This window comes from Candidatus Binatia bacterium (assembly GCA_036504975.1).
In the GTDB taxonomy this organism is placed as follows: domain Bacteria; phylum Desulfobacterota; class Binatia; order UBA9968; family UBA9968; genus JAJPJQ01.
Window position 1 is genome coordinate 1 of record DASXUF010000044.1, and the last position, 14,252, is coordinate 14,252.

The 14,252-nt window shown below is 58.3% G+C and carries 16 protein-coding genes and 1 pseudogene; 9 read left to right on the plus strand and 8 right to left on the minus strand.

Annotated elements, in window-relative coordinates; translation table 11 throughout:
• The 3 genes from VGL70_05665 to VGL70_05675 form a co-directional block, all read left to right on the plus strand.
• The coding region (locus VGL70_05665; GenBank protein ID HEY3303007.1) for a phage integrase N-terminal SAM-like domain-containing protein at window positions 1-355 on the plus strand (355 nt) is incomplete at its 5' end.
• A gap of 23 nt (window positions 356-378) precedes the next feature.
• Window positions 379-720 carry a helix-turn-helix domain-containing protein gene (locus VGL70_05670; protein ID HEY3303008.1) on the plus strand — a complete coding sequence of 114 codons (342 nt, stop codon included), beginning with the start codon at window positions 379-381 and terminating at the stop codon, window positions 718-720.
• A gap of 211 nt (window positions 721-931) precedes the next feature.
• The gene (locus tag VGL70_05675; GenBank protein HEY3303009.1) at window positions 932-1,201 is read left to right on the plus strand and encodes a hypothetical protein; all 270 of its coding nucleotides are present in this window, start codon (window positions 932-934) and stop codon (window positions 1,199-1,201) included.
• A gap of 233 nt (window positions 1,202-1,434) precedes the next feature.
• Here the strand turns inward: VGL70_05675 and VGL70_05680 are convergent, their stop codons facing one another.
• Together VGL70_05680 and VGL70_05685 are read right to left on the minus strand one after the other, a co-directional pair.
• Entirely contained in the window at window positions 1,435-1,758 is a 324-nt protein-coding gene (locus VGL70_05680; GenBank protein HEY3303010.1) for a helix-turn-helix domain-containing protein, read from the minus strand.
• Window positions 1,751-2,082: pseudogene (locus VGL70_05685) on the minus strand (type II toxin-antitoxin system RelE/ParE family toxin). The gene VGL70_05680 and the pseudogene VGL70_05685 overlap by 8 nt, the downstream one beginning before the upstream one ends.
• A 228-nt stretch (window positions 2,083-2,310) precedes the next feature.
• Between VGL70_05685 and tatA the strand changes: the two are divergent.
• Both tatA and tatC read left to right on the plus strand, forming a co-directional pair.
• Window positions 2,311-2,604 (plus strand): twin-arginine translocase TatA/TatE family subunit, encoded by a 294-nt coding sequence (gene tatA, locus VGL70_05690; GenBank protein HEY3303011.1) that lies wholly within the window; start codon window positions 2,311-2,313, stop codon window positions 2,602-2,604.
• Entirely contained in the window at window positions 2,585-3,334 is a 750-nt protein-coding gene (tatC, locus tag VGL70_05695; protein HEY3303012.1) for a twin-arginine translocase subunit TatC, read from the plus strand. Before tatA ends, tatC begins: the two co-directional genes overlap by 20 nt.
• A 102-nt stretch (window positions 3,335-3,436) precedes the next feature.
• Here the strand turns inward: tatC and VGL70_05700 are convergent, their stop codons facing one another.
• The 4 genes from VGL70_05700 to VGL70_05715 form a co-directional block, all read right to left on the minus strand.
• Window positions 3,437-4,018: an arginine decarboxylase, pyruvoyl-dependent gene (locus VGL70_05700; protein HEY3303013.1), complete on the minus strand. Its 582-nt coding sequence runs from the start codon at window positions 4,016-4,018 to the stop codon at window positions 3,437-3,439.
• Window positions 4,019-4,082: 64 nt separating this feature from the next.
• Window positions 4,083-4,586 carry a biotin/lipoyl-containing protein gene (locus VGL70_05705; GenBank protein HEY3303014.1) on the minus strand — a complete coding sequence of 168 codons (504 nt, stop codon included), beginning with the start codon at window positions 4,584-4,586 and terminating at the stop codon, window positions 4,083-4,085.
• A 127-nt stretch (window positions 4,587-4,713) separates the two neighbouring features.
• On the minus strand, window positions 4,714-6,249 hold the full coding sequence (gene accC / locus VGL70_05710; GenBank protein HEY3303015.1) for an acetyl-CoA carboxylase biotin carboxylase subunit: 1,536 nt from the start codon (window positions 6,247-6,249) through the stop codon (window positions 4,714-4,716).
• A gap of 77 nt (window positions 6,250-6,326) precedes the next feature.
• Complete coding sequence (locus VGL70_05715) at window positions 6,327-7,877, minus strand: acyl-CoA carboxylase subunit beta (GenBank protein ID HEY3303016.1); 1,551 nt, start codon at window positions 7,875-7,877, stop codon at window positions 6,327-6,329.
• Between the two features lie 133 nt (window positions 7,878-8,010).
• On the opposite strand from VGL70_05715, the gene VGL70_05720 reads away from it, so the two are divergent.
• The 3 genes from VGL70_05720 (at window position 8,011) to VGL70_05730 (ending at window position 11,570) form a co-directional block, all read left to right on the plus strand.
• Window positions 8,011-9,147, plus strand: a complete 1,137-nt coding sequence (locus VGL70_05720) for a Xaa-Pro peptidase family protein (protein ID HEY3303017.1) — start codon at window positions 8,011-8,013, stop codon at window positions 9,145-9,147.
• Between the two features lie 124 nt (window positions 9,148-9,271).
• Entirely contained in the window at window positions 9,272-10,378 is a 1,107-nt protein-coding gene (locus VGL70_05725; protein ID HEY3303018.1) for an extracellular solute-binding protein, read from the plus strand.
• Between the two features lie 40 nt (window positions 10,379-10,418).
• Complete coding sequence (locus VGL70_05730; protein ID HEY3303019.1) at window positions 10,419-11,570, plus strand: Gfo/Idh/MocA family oxidoreductase; 1,152 nt, start codon at window positions 10,419-10,421, stop codon at window positions 11,568-11,570.
• Here VGL70_05730 and VGL70_05735 read toward each other — a convergent pair.
• Entirely contained in the window at window positions 11,567-12,109 is a 543-nt protein-coding gene (locus tag VGL70_05735; protein ID HEY3303020.1) for a ferritin-like domain-containing protein, read from the minus strand. The two genes, VGL70_05730 and VGL70_05735, sit on opposite strands and share 4 nt — an antisense overlap.
• A gap of 198 nt (window positions 12,110-12,307) precedes the next feature.
• On the opposite strand from VGL70_05735, the gene VGL70_05740 reads away from it, so the two are divergent.
• Window positions 12,308-13,360, plus strand: a complete 1,053-nt coding sequence (locus VGL70_05740) for an integron integrase (GenBank protein HEY3303021.1) — start codon at window positions 12,308-12,310, stop codon at window positions 13,358-13,360.
• Between the two features lie 421 nt (window positions 13,361-13,781).
• Here VGL70_05740 and VGL70_05745 read toward each other — a convergent pair whose 3' ends face one another.
• The gene (locus VGL70_05745; GenBank protein ID HEY3303022.1) at window positions 13,782-14,000 is read right to left on the minus strand and encodes a hypothetical protein; all 219 of its coding nucleotides are present in this window, start codon (window positions 13,998-14,000) and stop codon (window positions 13,782-13,784) included.
• Window positions 14,001-14,252: the final 252 nt, after the last annotated feature.

Here is a 14,252-nt window from a genome sequence, read left to right on the forward strand (position 1 = left end):
GATCCGAACACGGCATTATAGTTACATGACCGAAAAAGCCTACGTCGGCTGGATCAAGAGATTCATCTTCTTCCACAACAAGCGCCACCCGGCGGAAATGGGAGAGGCGGAAATCGCTCAGTTCCTTTCGGCTCTCGCCCAAGAAAAGCATGTCAGCGCCTCCACGCAGAACCAAGCATTGAATGCGCTCCTGTTTCTTTATCACGAGGTCTTAGGAAAGGAGATCGGTTACATAAACGGTGTCGTCCGGGCGAAAAGGCCGATCAGATTGCCGGTTGTGTTGACCCGTCAGGAAGTCAGGTCTATTCTCGGCTGCCTCGACGGCTCGTCAGAAAGGGGTCAAGTCCGCTCTTAGCTCTTTACGCACCGAGAATGGGGGTGGAGTGGGTCAAGGGGAGACTTGGTGACGGAGCCAGGGTCGAGGAGGAAAAGCCTGAGTCCCGCAGGGTATTTGGGTTAGGGATTGAACCGATTGCCCGGATAACGGCTAGGGTGTACGGTAAGCCCTTGGAGGAGCTACGGAGAAAGCGACGAGGTGAGGAGAACGAGGCACGGTCGATGGCGATGTATCTGTGTCGGAGCTTGGGCGGGCACAGGCATAGCGAGATCGGCAAGGAGTTCGGTTTAGAGAAGAGTTCATCGGTGAGTTTAGCCTGTTTGCGGATGAAGGTGAGAGTGGGGGTAGAGAGAAAGCTGGCCCGGGAGAGCGCGCAGAATTGAAGAAGAGCTGGTAAAGAGCCAAGGGCGGACTTGACCCCATTCTCGCTCCTGACCCCATTCTCGCTCCATTCTCGCTGACCCCATTCTCGCCATTCTCGCGTACTCCATTTCATAGCCAGTAGTAACATCGCGCTACGCGGTTTAGTCCAACACGTTTTATCCCTAATGCCGCTGACTGGATATCGTCGCACCTCCGTCGAGTGACCGTGTTATGAAACCAAGGGCCAAGTTCACCGACCTCCAAGGGCAGTATCTCGCATTCATCCAAACATACACGACGCTGCATGGTGTAGCTCCGGCGGAAGCCGACATGCAGCGCTTCTTTCGCGTAACGCCGCCCGCGGTTCATCGCATGGTGCTGGCGCTGGAACAGCGCAAACTTCTTGAGCGTGTTCCTGGCCGGAGCAGGAGCATTAGACTCCTACTATCTTCGGACGAGATTCCGAAGCTTGAGGGGCGTGGAACAGACGGCGCCTTCTAACCCGCCGCTTGAGCCTATGATTGATTATGGCATTTCATCATCACGTTTTCGACAACGGCTCAGCGGCATCTCGTAATCGGACCGCTGCGACGCCGGTAATGAAACGCAGTGACGGTGGAAATGTCTCCAGCAAGGTTGAGACGCATGGTTTAGTCGTAGGGTCGCTCGCTTGGGCTTCGCCCATCCGCTTATCGCGGCGCGGGATTAAAACTTCCGCCGCCCCATTAGATTGCTCAGGCAGCCCGAGAAGTGGAAATGATTCTGGAAAGTTCGCGGTCTGAGATTCCCAGAGCGAGGAGAGATCGGATCAACAGGTCCAATGAAACGGATGGGTCACCCGCCTCCATCTTGGCGACGCGCGACTGGCTCGATTTGAGCAACTTTGCAAGGTCCCCTTGGGAGAGCCGATTGCGCTGTCGGCGCTCTCGCAGACCTTCGGCGAGCCGTATCTTGAGCTCGATGTATGCGGATTCCTCGCTGGAAAGCCGGAGAAACTCCTTGACGCTTCCGATCTTCCAGCCTTTAGCTTCCAGTCGTCTTTGCCTCTCTTCACGCATTTTCATACTCCTTAAGTCTTCTCTTGCATGCTTGAACGACGTCCCTCGGTGTCTTCGAGGTCTTTTTGCTGAAAACTTCCAAGATCACGACGGTATCCGACTCGATTCGGTACATGATCCGCCACGTGGCGTCGACGTCGCTGATGCGCAGCTCGTGGCACCGCAGTCCAATCGTTGGCATGGGCCTTGAGTGCGGCATTCCAAGCATCTCGCCCCTTTGCAACCGTCGCAGGAGATATCCCGCCTCCACTCTGGCAGGTTGGGAGAAAGGTGGGGTTTAATTTCTCCGTGCAGCCAGACAAGAGGTTTGTCGCTCGGGCTCACTGAGAAAGTATATGTCAGATCCGACATGGCGTCAAATAGAGAACCTAAGTCTTTAGTTTCAGACCGATCGCTTATAGCGCCGGCTGAGCTTAGCGTTTAGAGATAAAGCCAGAATACGATATATGCGGAGGTGTGCGGGAGAAAGTACTGTCTAAGACGAGCATGATTTTCCCGCCTGCTTGCCTCTCCTCCGCAAATAGACTAGCTTTACAATCGGAGGTCGAAAAAATGTTCGGCATCGGCATGCCGGAGCTGATTTTGATTCTGGCGCTGGCCCTGATCGTTCTCGGGCCGAAGAAACTGCCGGAAATCGCGCGCGCACTCGGCAAAGGACTTTCCGAGTTCCGCCGCGCTACCGACGAGCTGAAAGACGAGTTGCGCCAGGTGGATCTAGAGAACGAGCCGTCTCCGAAAAAACCGCACCCGGCCGAAACTTATTCGACAGAAAGCGCAGAGTCCTCCCCTTCGCCTTCCGCCGGCCAGGCACCTCCCGCCGACCAGAGTGAAAGAAAACCAGGCTAGCGCGCATCTCGAAGACGCCCGGATGCCGCTCACCGGGCACTTGCAGGAGCTGCGCTCCTGTCTGGTTAAATCCGTCCTGGCGCTGTTTGTCGGCTTCGCCGTCTGCTACGCCAACGTTGAAAAACTTTTCTTCTACCTCACCGTGCCGCTGACCCGCATCGAAAGCCCGGGTCTCACTCTCATCGGCACGGCGGTGGTCGAGGCGTTCTTCACCAAGTTGAAAGTGGCTTTCATCGCCGGGCTGTTCATCGCGCTGCCCGTTATCCTGCGCCAGATCTGGCGCTTCGTCGCGCCCGGGCTCTACGAGCACGAGAAACGCTACGCGCGGAACTTCGTGTTCTTCGGGACTTTGTTCTTTCTGCTCGGCGCCTGGTTTTGTTACAGCGTGGTTTTCCAGTTGGGATTTGAATTCATGCTCCGTCGCTACGAGGCCATCCAGGTGCGGCCGGCCATCCGGATCGGCGAGTATCTATCGTTCGCCGCGGAGCTGATGCTTGCCTTCGGCGTCGTTTTCGAGCTGCCGGTGGTCGCCTATTTTTTGACGCGCATCGGCCTGATCGACCACGCCTTCCTGATGCGCCACTTCCGCTACGCCGTGGTCGTCATATTTATTCTCGCCGCCGTGCTCACGCCGCCCGATCTCGTCGCCCAGGTTCTGCTCACGGTTCCTCTCATGATTATCTACGGCGTGAGCATCGGCGTGGCGTATTTCGCAAGGAAAAGAAGCTGAGAAGCCTTCAGCGATCAGCGAACCCTCACCCTTGCCCTCTCCCTCAGGGAGAGGGCAAGGGTGAGGGAAATCGCTCTGAGCTGAAAGCTGACGGCTGACAGCTTATTTGCTTTCGCTGCTGTTGTTGTTGGACGGAGCGTCGTCGTTGATGAAGACGCAGGCGGCGAAGACGGTGGTCCAGAGCCCGTCTTTGTTGCCGATCGCGGACTGGGTGATGTTGGTCGTGCGGACGATCTTTTCCGACATCTTGAAGAGCTGCTCGCGCTCGTCCCAGGCGGTGTCGGGATTGAACTCGATGCCGAGAGTCGTCGCCAGCATGCTCGCGGCGAGGTCTTCGGCGTATTCTCCGGCCTTCTCGTCGGTCTCGCCGAAAGAATGGTGCTCGGAGAGATAGCCGTGCTGGTTGTCGTCGGCGGGGATCGCAACTCCGACCGAAGCGGCCACGAGCCGGTTCGGCTCGTTGGTGCTCTCGCGATCGTAAACGCAGAAAACGATCTCGCCGGGACGCAAGAGCTTCACGCCTTCTTCTTTGGATATCCGCTTACAGCCCGGAGGATAGATGCTGGAGACGAGCACGAGATTGCAATAGGCGAGACCGGCGGTGCGCAGCGCTAACTCAAAAGAGGCGAGCTTTTCCTTGTGGACTCCGACTCCTTTGGTGAAAAAAACTTTCTTTGGAACCATTTTTTTTCGTGTATAGCATTAAAAAACTTTCGTGACAACAAATTTCTTGGCCGCGGGGAAAAAATTATTCCACCACCGCCAGAACCGCTCCCGCCTCGAGCGCGTCTCCCGTCTTCACCCTCACCTCTTTCACCTCGCCGTCGATCGGGCAGCGCACCTCGTTTTCCATTTTCATCGCCTCGACGATCACCAAGCCCTGCCCGCGCTCGACCTTGTCCCCCTCCGAAACCAGCACGGCGATGACTTTGCCGGGCATCGGGACCGAGACGTTTTGGCGTCCTTGGAGTTGAATCCCCGATTGCAACCCGCCGACGCGCATTCGCCTCTCATCCAGCAGGTCGATGTGGTAGCTTCTCCCATCGACCAACACCCGGTACTCGTCCTCCATAATATCGACGTCCACCTCGAACGAGCGGTTGTCGACGATCAGCGAATAGTTGCTGAGTCCGGTCTTTTTGCCGTCGACCACGAACTCAGTGCCGTCCACCGCGACGCGATAAAGCGACTTGCCGATCTCCTCGATCTCGACGGTGTAGGTCTTCTCCCCGAGGCGCGCAATAAAAGCCATCTTGCCCTAGCTCCCCGACCCTTCCCAATTTTCGATTTTAGATCCTTCGACTTCGCTCAGGACAAGTTTTGGATTTTGGACTTCGTCGTGAGCTCAGTCGAACGATTGAATCGAAAATCTAAAATCGTTAGCTTTTCCATCCTTTTCCCGGCGTTCCGGGAATCGACCGCAGCGACGTCTTTCTCCCGCTGTCGCGCCAGCGAGATTTTTCCGCCGCGCCCCTTTGCACGAGAAGCACCGTGCGCTCCTGCTCGCGCCGGAGCGCCGCGATCGCCGCCGAGGCGAGGGCGATGTCCTTATGCGGCAAGATCTCCTCCTTGCGCATATAGCGGTACTCTTCGTCGATGAATCCGGTGTTGAAATTTCCCGCCATGAAGCGCGGATGGCGGAGAATCCACTGGTGAAACGGGATGTTGGTCTTGATGCCGCGGATCTGATACTCGCGCAGCGCGCGGCGCATGCGCACGATCGCCTCGACCCGGTCCTCGCCCCATACGATCAGCTTGGCGATCATCGGGTCGTAGTGGATCGGCACCTCGTCGCCTTCGTACACGCCGCAATCGTTGCGCACGCCGAGGCCTTCGGGAAGGCGCAGCCCTTCGATCCTGCCGGGGCAGGGCATGAAATCGTTTTCCGGGTCCTCGGCGTAAATGCGGCACTCGATCGCGTGGCCCGTGGGGCTGATGTGGCGCTGGCGCCAGGGAAGATAACCGCCGGCGGCGATCTCGATCTGCGCCTTGATCATATCGATTCCGACCACCCGCTCGGTCACCGCGTGCTCGACCTGAAGCCGCGTGTTCATCTCCAGGAAGTAGAAGTTCATATTCCGGTCGAGCAAGAATTCGAGCGTGCCGGCGCCGACGTAATGCACCGCGCGCGCGCCTTGAATCGCGATCCGGCCGATGTTGCGCCGCGCCTTGTAATCCAGGGCCGGCGCGGGGCATTCCTCGATGATCTTTTGATGGCGCCGCTGGATCGAGCACTCGCGGTCGTAAAGATGAACGACTTTGCCGTGTTGGTCGGCGAGGATCTGGACCTCGACGTGGCGCGGCCGGTCGATATATTTTTCCAGGTAGAGCCGCGCGTCGCCGAAAGAAGACGCCGCCTCGGAGCGCACCGCCCGGTAGGCCGACGGGATCTCGCGGCTGGAGCGGACCAGGCGCAAGCCTTTTCCTCCGCCGCCGGCGGCCGCTTTCAACATAAAAGGATAACCGACTCGCGTCGCCGCTCTGGCCACTTCTTCTTCGGAGTCGAGAATGTCGGAGCCGGGCACGATGGGGATGCCCGCGGCCTTGATGATCGCGCGGGCTTTGACTTTGTCTCCCATCTCATCGATCACCTGGGGCGACGGGCCGATGAACGTGATCCCCGCGGCCTCGCAAGCGCGCGCGAAATCGCTGTTCTCGGCGAGGAAGCCGTAGCCCGGGTGGATCGCGTCGGCGCCGCTCTTCTTGGCGATGTCGAGAATCCGGTCGATGGCGAGATAGCTCTGGGTCGAAGGCGGCGGTCCGACGAGGTAGGCGTAATCGGCGTATTTGACATGGAGAGATTCGCGGTCGGCCTCGGAGTAGATTGCGACCGTCTCGATGTCGAGCTCGCGGCAGCAGCGGACGATGCGCACGGCGATCTCGCCGCGATTGGCGATGAGGATTTTCTTAAACATAACCGGCGCTAGGCGGTAGGCTGTAGGCGTTAGTAAAAAATGCTCTCATTGACTACCGCCTACGGCCTACAGCCTTTCTACAGCGGGATATTGCCATGCTTCTTCGGCGGGTTCTGGTCACGCTTGTTCTTCAGCATTTCGAGCGAGCGGATCAAAACGGGGCGCGTCTCCTCGGGATAGATCACCTGATCCACGTAGCCGAATTCGGCGATCTTGAACGGGTTGGCGAACATCTCGCGGTAATTCGCCGCGAGCTCTTCGCGCGCCTTTTCCGGATCGCCCGCTTTTTCCAACGCCTCGCGAAACACGATGTTGATCGCGCCTTCCGGTCCCATCACCGCAACTTCTCCCGTCGGGTAAACCAGATTGACGTCGCCTCTGAGGTGCTTGCTCGACATCACGATGTAGCCGCCGCCGTACGCCTTGCGCGTGATCACGGTGATCTTGGGAACCGTCGCCTCGGCGTAGGCGTAAAGGAGCTTGGCGCCGTGGCGGATGATGCCGTTGAATTCCTGCGTCGTGCCGGGCAAAAATCCGGGCACATCGACGAAGGTCACGATCGGAACGTTGAAGCAATCGCAAAACCGGATGAAGCGCGCCGCCTTGACCGAGGCGTCGATATCGAGGCAGCCGGCCAGGTGCGCCGGTTGATTGGCCACGACGCCGACCGATCTTCCGCCGAGGCGCGCAAAGCCGACGACGATGTTGGGGGCGAAATTCCGCTGCACCTCGTAAAAGTATCCCTCGTCCATCACCGCGCCAATCAGCTCTTTCATGTCATAGGGGCGGTTGGGGTTATCGGGAACCAGATCTCTCAGCTTTCTTTCTTGCCGCGAGGGATCGTCGTCGGTCGGATGGAACGGCGGCTCTTCCTGATTATTGCTGGGCAGGAATCCCATCAGCTCGCGAATCATCAGGAGACATTCCTTTTCGCCTTCGGCGGAAAAATGGGCCACTCCGCTCTTGGCGTTGTGCGTCTCGGCGCCGCCCAGCTCTTCCTTGGTGACCTCCTCGTGGGTCACGGCCTTGATGACGTCGGGGCCGGTGATGAACATGTAACTGTTGGTCTTCAGCATGAAGATGAAGTCGGTGATGGCGGGAGAATAAACCGCACCGCCGGCGCAGGGTCCCATGATCGCGGAGATTTGCGGCACTACGCCCGAGGCCAGCACGTTGCGCAGAAAAATCTCGCCGTAGCCCGCGAGACTCACGACCCCTTCCTGAATCCGCGCGCCGCCCGAGTCGTTGATGCCGATCACCGGCGCGCCGTTTTTCATCGCCAGGTCCATGACCTTGCAGATCTTCTCCGCCACGACGCCGCTCAAGCTGCCGCCGAAGACAGTGAAGTCCTGCGCGTAAACGTAAACCAGCCGGCCATCGATCATCCCATAGCCCGTCACGACCGCGTCGCCGGGGATTTTCTTGCCGGCCATGTCGAAGTCGGTGCAGTCGTGCGTGCGCAGCCGGTCCATCTCGACGAAGCTCCCGTGGTCGAGCAGGATATCGAGGCGCTCGCGCGCCAGAAGCTTCCCTTGCTCGTGCTGCCGGCGGATCTTGTCCTCGCCGCCGCCCGCGTCGGCTTTTCGGTTAAGCTCCGTGAACTTTTCGATATTCTGCTTCAACCCCATGAAGGGTTCTTTCTCCTGAGGAAGAGACATGGTGAAATCCGGCGCATAATAGCAAACGAGCCTTGCGTGTCAATACAAAAGACGCCATTGCCTTGATGTTCCATAGTGAAATTGATAACTTACCTTTCTTCATATGCGAAAGAACGACGAAACTTTGCTGCTCGTTGCCGCCAGCGAAGGCGACGCCAATATGCTCTACGCGACGGCGTTCTTCGCCCCCGACCCATTCATTTTTTTCTCGCACAAGGGAAGAAAAAACATGGTGATGAGCGATCTCGAGATCGACCGCGCCAAACAACAGGCGGACGTGGACCATGTCCTGTCGCTTTCTCATTGTCAGTCGGAGCTTAGAAAGAAAGGCGCCCAGGCACCGACCACGGCAGATGTCCTGGAACTCATCTTTCACGAAAAAGGCATCCGCAACATCGTCGTTCCCGCTAACTTCCCGACCCTGCTCGCCGACGAACTAAGGGCGCGAAAATTCGTCCTTACCGTGAGAAAAGATCAGTTCTTTCCGGAGCGCGAGAAAAAAAGGTGCGACGAGGTGAGAAAAATTCGCGCCTCGCTGCGCGCCGCCGAGATCGGTCTGGAGGCCGGCATCCATACATTGAAGAAGGCCAAGATCGGCCGCGACCGCTACCTATATATAGGAGGCGCGCGGCTGACCTCGGAACGGCTCAAGACCGCGGTCAACACCGCCATCATGGCCGAGGGGTGGGTGCCGAGCCACACGATCGTTTCCTCGGGCGACCAGTGCTGCGACCCGCATCATGAGGGCAGCGGCCCGATCAAGGCACATACCTCGATCATCTTCGACATCTTTCCCCGCTCGCAAAAGACCGGCTACTTCGGCGATTTGAGCCGCACCGTCGTGCGCGGGCGCGCCTCCGAGCGCCTGAAGGAAGCCTACGTTACGGTCCAGGCCGGACAGGAAGTCGCGTATCGCGCGATCCGCCACGGCGCGGACGGCAAAGAAATTCACCAAAAGATTCTGGCGTTGTTCGAGCAGAGGGGGTTTCCGACCGGAAAGATCGACGGAAGGATGCAAGGTTTCTTCCATGGCACCGGCCACGGACTCGGCCTCGACATTCACGAGCCGCCGCGCATCTCTCCCGGCGCGGCCACGCTCCGCGCCGGCCACGTCGTCACCGTCGAGCCCGGACTCTATTATATAGGCATGGGCGGCGTGCGCCTCGAAGATGTCGTTCTCGTCACCAAGACCGGCAACCGAAATCTGACGCGCGAGATTCCTCAGTTTTTGGAGATCTAACCCTCACCCCTTCCCTCTCCCTCTGGGAGAGGGCGAGGGTGAGGTCTCAGCGACAAGGCAAAATGATTCATGGTCATTTCCGCAAAAGCATAAGGTGTTCTCGGATCTTTGGAGGGAGGCGAAGATGTCGCGCGCCGTGTTCGTTGTTATTTCTCTATTGACAACGCTGGCCGACGCCCACGGCCAATCCGACGGCTGGAAAAAAGAGTGGGAAAAAACCGTCGCAGCCGCTAAGAAAGAAGGCCAGGTGAGCGTCTACATCGGCGGCTGGGAAGCCGTGATCGAATCCGGCGCCTTTCAGAAGGCCTATCCTGAAATCAAGGTGACCTGGGTCGGCGGGCGCGGCGGCGAGACGGCCAAGCGCATCCTGGCAGAGCGCCGCGCCGGAAAATATCTAGCCGACGTGAGCAGCGAAGGCATCGGGTCGAATTACCGGACGCTGCACGCCGCCAACAGCTTCGATCCCCTCAAGCCCGCGCTTCTACTTCCCGAGGTGACGAACGAATCTCTCTGGTGGCAGGGCAAGCACCGCTACGCCGATCCGGAGGCGCAGTTTGTTTTCCGCTACGTCGGCCTCCCCCAGCGAGGGAACATCTCCTACAACACGAAGCTCGCAAGTTCCAAGGATATTCATTCCGTCTGGGACCTCGTCGATCCGAAATGGAAAGGCAAGATTGTCGCGCGGGACGTGAGGAGCCCCGGCCCCGGCAACGCGCCGATGCGCTTTTTCTACCATCATGCGGCGATCGGCCCCGATTTTATCAAGCGCCTCTTCGGCGAGATGGACGTGACGCTCTTCCGCGACTTCCGCCAGGGCGTGGACTGGCTCGCGAGCGGCAAAGCGATCCTCTGCCTTTTCTGCTCGGACATCGACCAGGCGAAGCAGCAGGGGCTGCCGGTGGATGAGTTCGCGAGCTTCAAAGAAGGCGCGGCGCTGCACACGCAGTACGGCACCCTCGCCTTCGTGAACCGCGCGCCGAATCCGAACGCGGCCAAAGTATTCATCAACTGGTTCCTTTCGCGCGAGGGACAGATCGCGCTGCAAAAATCCCTCAAGAGCGCGGATGAGGCGCCGGACTCCCTTAGGATCGATATCCCGAAGGACGACGTCAAGCCCGAGAACCGGCGCTTGGCGGGGGTCAATTATCTCGATCTGGACAGCAAACCCGAATGGACGGACATGAAGCCGATTCTCGCCGTCTTCGAAGAAGCGCTGGCGAAGAAAAAATGACCGAGCAGGGGCGGGTTTTAAACCCGCCCCTACAAATTACATGGCAACTATAAAACTAGGCATTGCCGGCCTCGGCAACGCCGGCCACGCGGTCATGCGCGATCTCGGCGCGATCTCCGGCGTCGCCCTCGCCGCCGTCGCCGACGTGAGGAAAGAGGCACTGGATTCTTTTCGCGCCAAAAATCCCGCAGTAAAATTCTTCGACTCCGTCGCGGCGATGTGCCAGAGCGGCGGCATCGACGCGGTTTGGATCGCGACGCCGAACGAGTTTCATGCCGAGCACGCCGTCGCGGCGGCGAGCGCCGGCAAGCACGTCGTCTGCGAAAAACCGATGGCGGTCACACTGGAAGAGTGCGACCGGATGATCGCGGCCGCCGCCGGCAACAAAGTAAAATTGCTGATGCACTCGAAGGCGGGCGACCCGCCCATCGAGAGGATGAGAGAGGTCGTCGCGAGCGGACGGTTGGGGCGGACGATTCAGATCAATTCGTGGAATTATAAAGGCTGGCTCAGGAGCGCGCGCCTGCCGGAGGAACTGGACACGGCCAAAGGCGGCGGCGTCGTTTACCGCCAGGGCGCGCACCAGGCGGACATCGTGCGCGCGGTCGGCGGCGGCATGGTGAAGAGCGTGCGCGCCGTCGCCGGCAAATGGCGCCCGCGCTTCGACACGGAGGGAAACTACACGGCGTTTCTGGAGTTCGAAGACGGCACGCCGGCGACGCTCGTGTTCAACGGCTACGGCGGCTTCGATATCACGGAGCTGACCTGGGGCATCGGCGAAGGCGGCTACGCGGCGTCGGATGATTCAGCTCGAGAGCCGGCGGCTCAAGGACCGATAAGCGCCGCGGCAAAATATTCCGCGCCGACAAGAGCGGAGCAGCGCCGGCGCGAAGGCGCGCGTAAGCAGCCGTTTTTCGGTTTGACTTTGGTGAGCTGCGAGAGGGGCGATATCCGCCAGTCGCCGGACGGACTCTATCTATACACGGACAACGGCCGGGAGGAGATTTCTTGCCCGCCGTTCCTGGACCGCGCCGGAGATCTATTAAAAATGTACGAGGCCGTGACGCAGAACCGGCCCGTATTTGCCGACGGAAATTGGGGCAAGGCGACGCTGGAGGTCGTCCTCGCCATCCTTCAGTCATCCAAGGAGCGCCGCGAGATCGCGCTCTCGCACCAGGTCCCCTCTTTTTAGTTGCCGATCTTCTCCATCAGATTGACGAGATCGTCGGCGTGCTCTTCCTCCACCGCTAGAATGTTCTCCATCAGCCGCCGCGTCGTGGGATCGTCGTTGCCGAGATAGCGGACGATCTCCCGATAGCTGTCGATGGCGATTCTTTCGGCCACCAGGTCTTCCTGGATCATTTCCGCGAGCGAGTTTCCCTCGACGTACTCCGCATGGCTCCGGGTCAGCAGCCCGGCGGGCGAGAAGTTGGGCTCGCCGCCGAGCTGAACGATCCGCTCCGCCACCTGATCGGCGTGGCCTTGCTCTTCGTTTGCGTGCTGCAAAAATTCGTCCGCCGCGACCTGAGCGTGAATCCCCGTGGCCATGAAGTAGTGGCGCCGGTAGCGGAGATTGCAGACGATTTCCGTCGCCAGCACGTCGTTTAAAATTTTCACGACGTTTTGCCGGTCGGCGCTGTATCCCGGCGTGACCGCGCCCTCCTCCATGTGCTGCCGCGCGCGCTCGCGCAATGTTTTGACGTCGGTTAAAAACGGTTGCGTGGTTGCCATGTTTCGCCTCCTTTTCCCTTCTAATTTCCTAGCGCGTTTTAGGAGAACGTCAACGGGGTGAAACCATGCCGTCACCGCCGGCTTAATGCGGAGGAACAGGGTGGGGGAGCTTTGGTTAGGAAATTGTGCTTGACGGCTCGTGAGCGTTTGGAGTAAGGATGGCGAAAAGTTTCCAATTCCGGCATTAGGAACGGGGCTATGGGGCCTTCGAATGCAAAAGGGCTGCTCTCTTCCATTAACCAAGGGATCACCGCGCCCAACGTTCCGGTCAACACTCTATCGGCGACGCAGAAGCCCAAGCTGCTCGATCAAGTCCGCCACGCGATCCGCATCCGGCACTACAGCCCGAGAACCGAGGAAACCTACGTACACTGGATCAAACGGTTTATCTTTTTCCATAACAAACGCCATCCGGTGGAGATGGGTGAAAAAGAAATCGCCCGGTTCCTCTCCAGTCTCGCAACCGACTCCCACGTAAGCGCCTCTACACAAAACCAAGCCTTAAACGCTGTCTTGTTTCTTTACCGCGAGGTTTTGCGTAAAGAGATCGGTTATGTGGAGGGAGTAGTGCGGGCAAAGCGGCCGCACAGGCTCCCGGTTGTCTTGACACGACAGGAGGTCAAATCAATCCTCGGCGTCCTCGGTCATTCCGATTGGCTCATGGTGATGCTCCTCTACGGCGCGGGCCTGAGGCTGCTGGAGTGTTTGCAGCTAAGGGTCAAAGACATAGATTTTGCCGGCAACCAAATTCTCGTGCGAGCCGGCAAGGGTGATAAAGACCGGCACACGATGCTTCCTGCAGCCGTGAAAGAGCCGCTCACCAAGCACCTTGACTTGATAAGACGACAGCACCAGCGCGACCTTGAGCACGGCACGGGGCGAGTTTCTCTCCCCAACGCCCTTGAACGCAAGTACCCAAACGCAGCCAAAGAATGGGTGTGGCAGTGGGTATTTCCCGCAACCAGTCACTACGCTGATCCAGCGACCGGAGAGAAACGCAGGCATCATCTGCACGAATCGGTCTTGCAAAAAGCGGTGAAACAAGCCGTGAAGAAAGCCGGAATATCAAAGCCAGCAACGCCGCATACCTTCCGACATTCATTTGCCACCCATTTACTTGAAGACGGGTACGATATTCGGACGGTCCAAGAGTTATTGGGTCACAAGGATGTCAGCACCACGATGATTTACACTCACGTGCTGAACCGAGGCGGACGGGGAGTCAATAGCCCAGCCGACCGGTTATGGTAGGTGGTAAGTCTAAACAAGCGGCCAGCCGAGATAGGCCGCCGATCGTTAGCGAGATAGGCCGCCGGCCGCGACGGCCTATCTCGCCTAGCGGAATATTGACAACTCGGCGTAGCCGGCGGATATTGCAACTGAATCGAATCTAAATGGTCGATCCGCATTAGGAGATAGGCAGACCAGTATTTTTCGCCGCCTATTGCGGGTCACTTAATAGTAGGTAACAAAATGAATCCCGCAACACTCCAAAAATTTCTTAGTTTGGGCGGTCTATTTTTAGACCTGATTGGGGCAGGATTGCTTGCCGTTGATGTAATCCGGCGATTCCACGGAATAAAACTCCTAGCGCCGCAAACGTATGATGATCTATCTTCATCGCCAAAGGAAAGCCCGGAGTTCAAAGCGTGGGAGAAAATAAACCTTCGATTCAACATTTGGGGTCTCGGTTTTCTTTTTCTTGGCTTTCTTCTTCAGATGCTTGCCAATTTTGTGTTCTGAGCTCCACTATGATCGCCACCACAAAGAAGACGCCCGTGAATATTACTGGCACGACTGCAAGAGTGCTGATGATATTTGGACGATTCATAACCACACCGACGACGAACAACATCATTCCCAAGATGAGCATCGGCAAAGTCGCCAACATCCACAACTCTGCTTTTCTACTGTCCCATCCCAACGTCGGCAGTAAGTTACCTAACCAACGGCTTGAGACCGCCCTTCGTTCGCGTTGCTCTCTCGGCGGCTCAGCCTTCACGTTGAACAAACCCGCTACGCGGGGGAAGCGTTGTCGTTGCATTGAGGCAAAGTGAAGGCGACACTACAGTCGATCTTCCGAGATAGTTTCTCGGGGTTTTCTCTCTCTCGCGCCATACCTCAGCACCATCGTAAAGCCGCC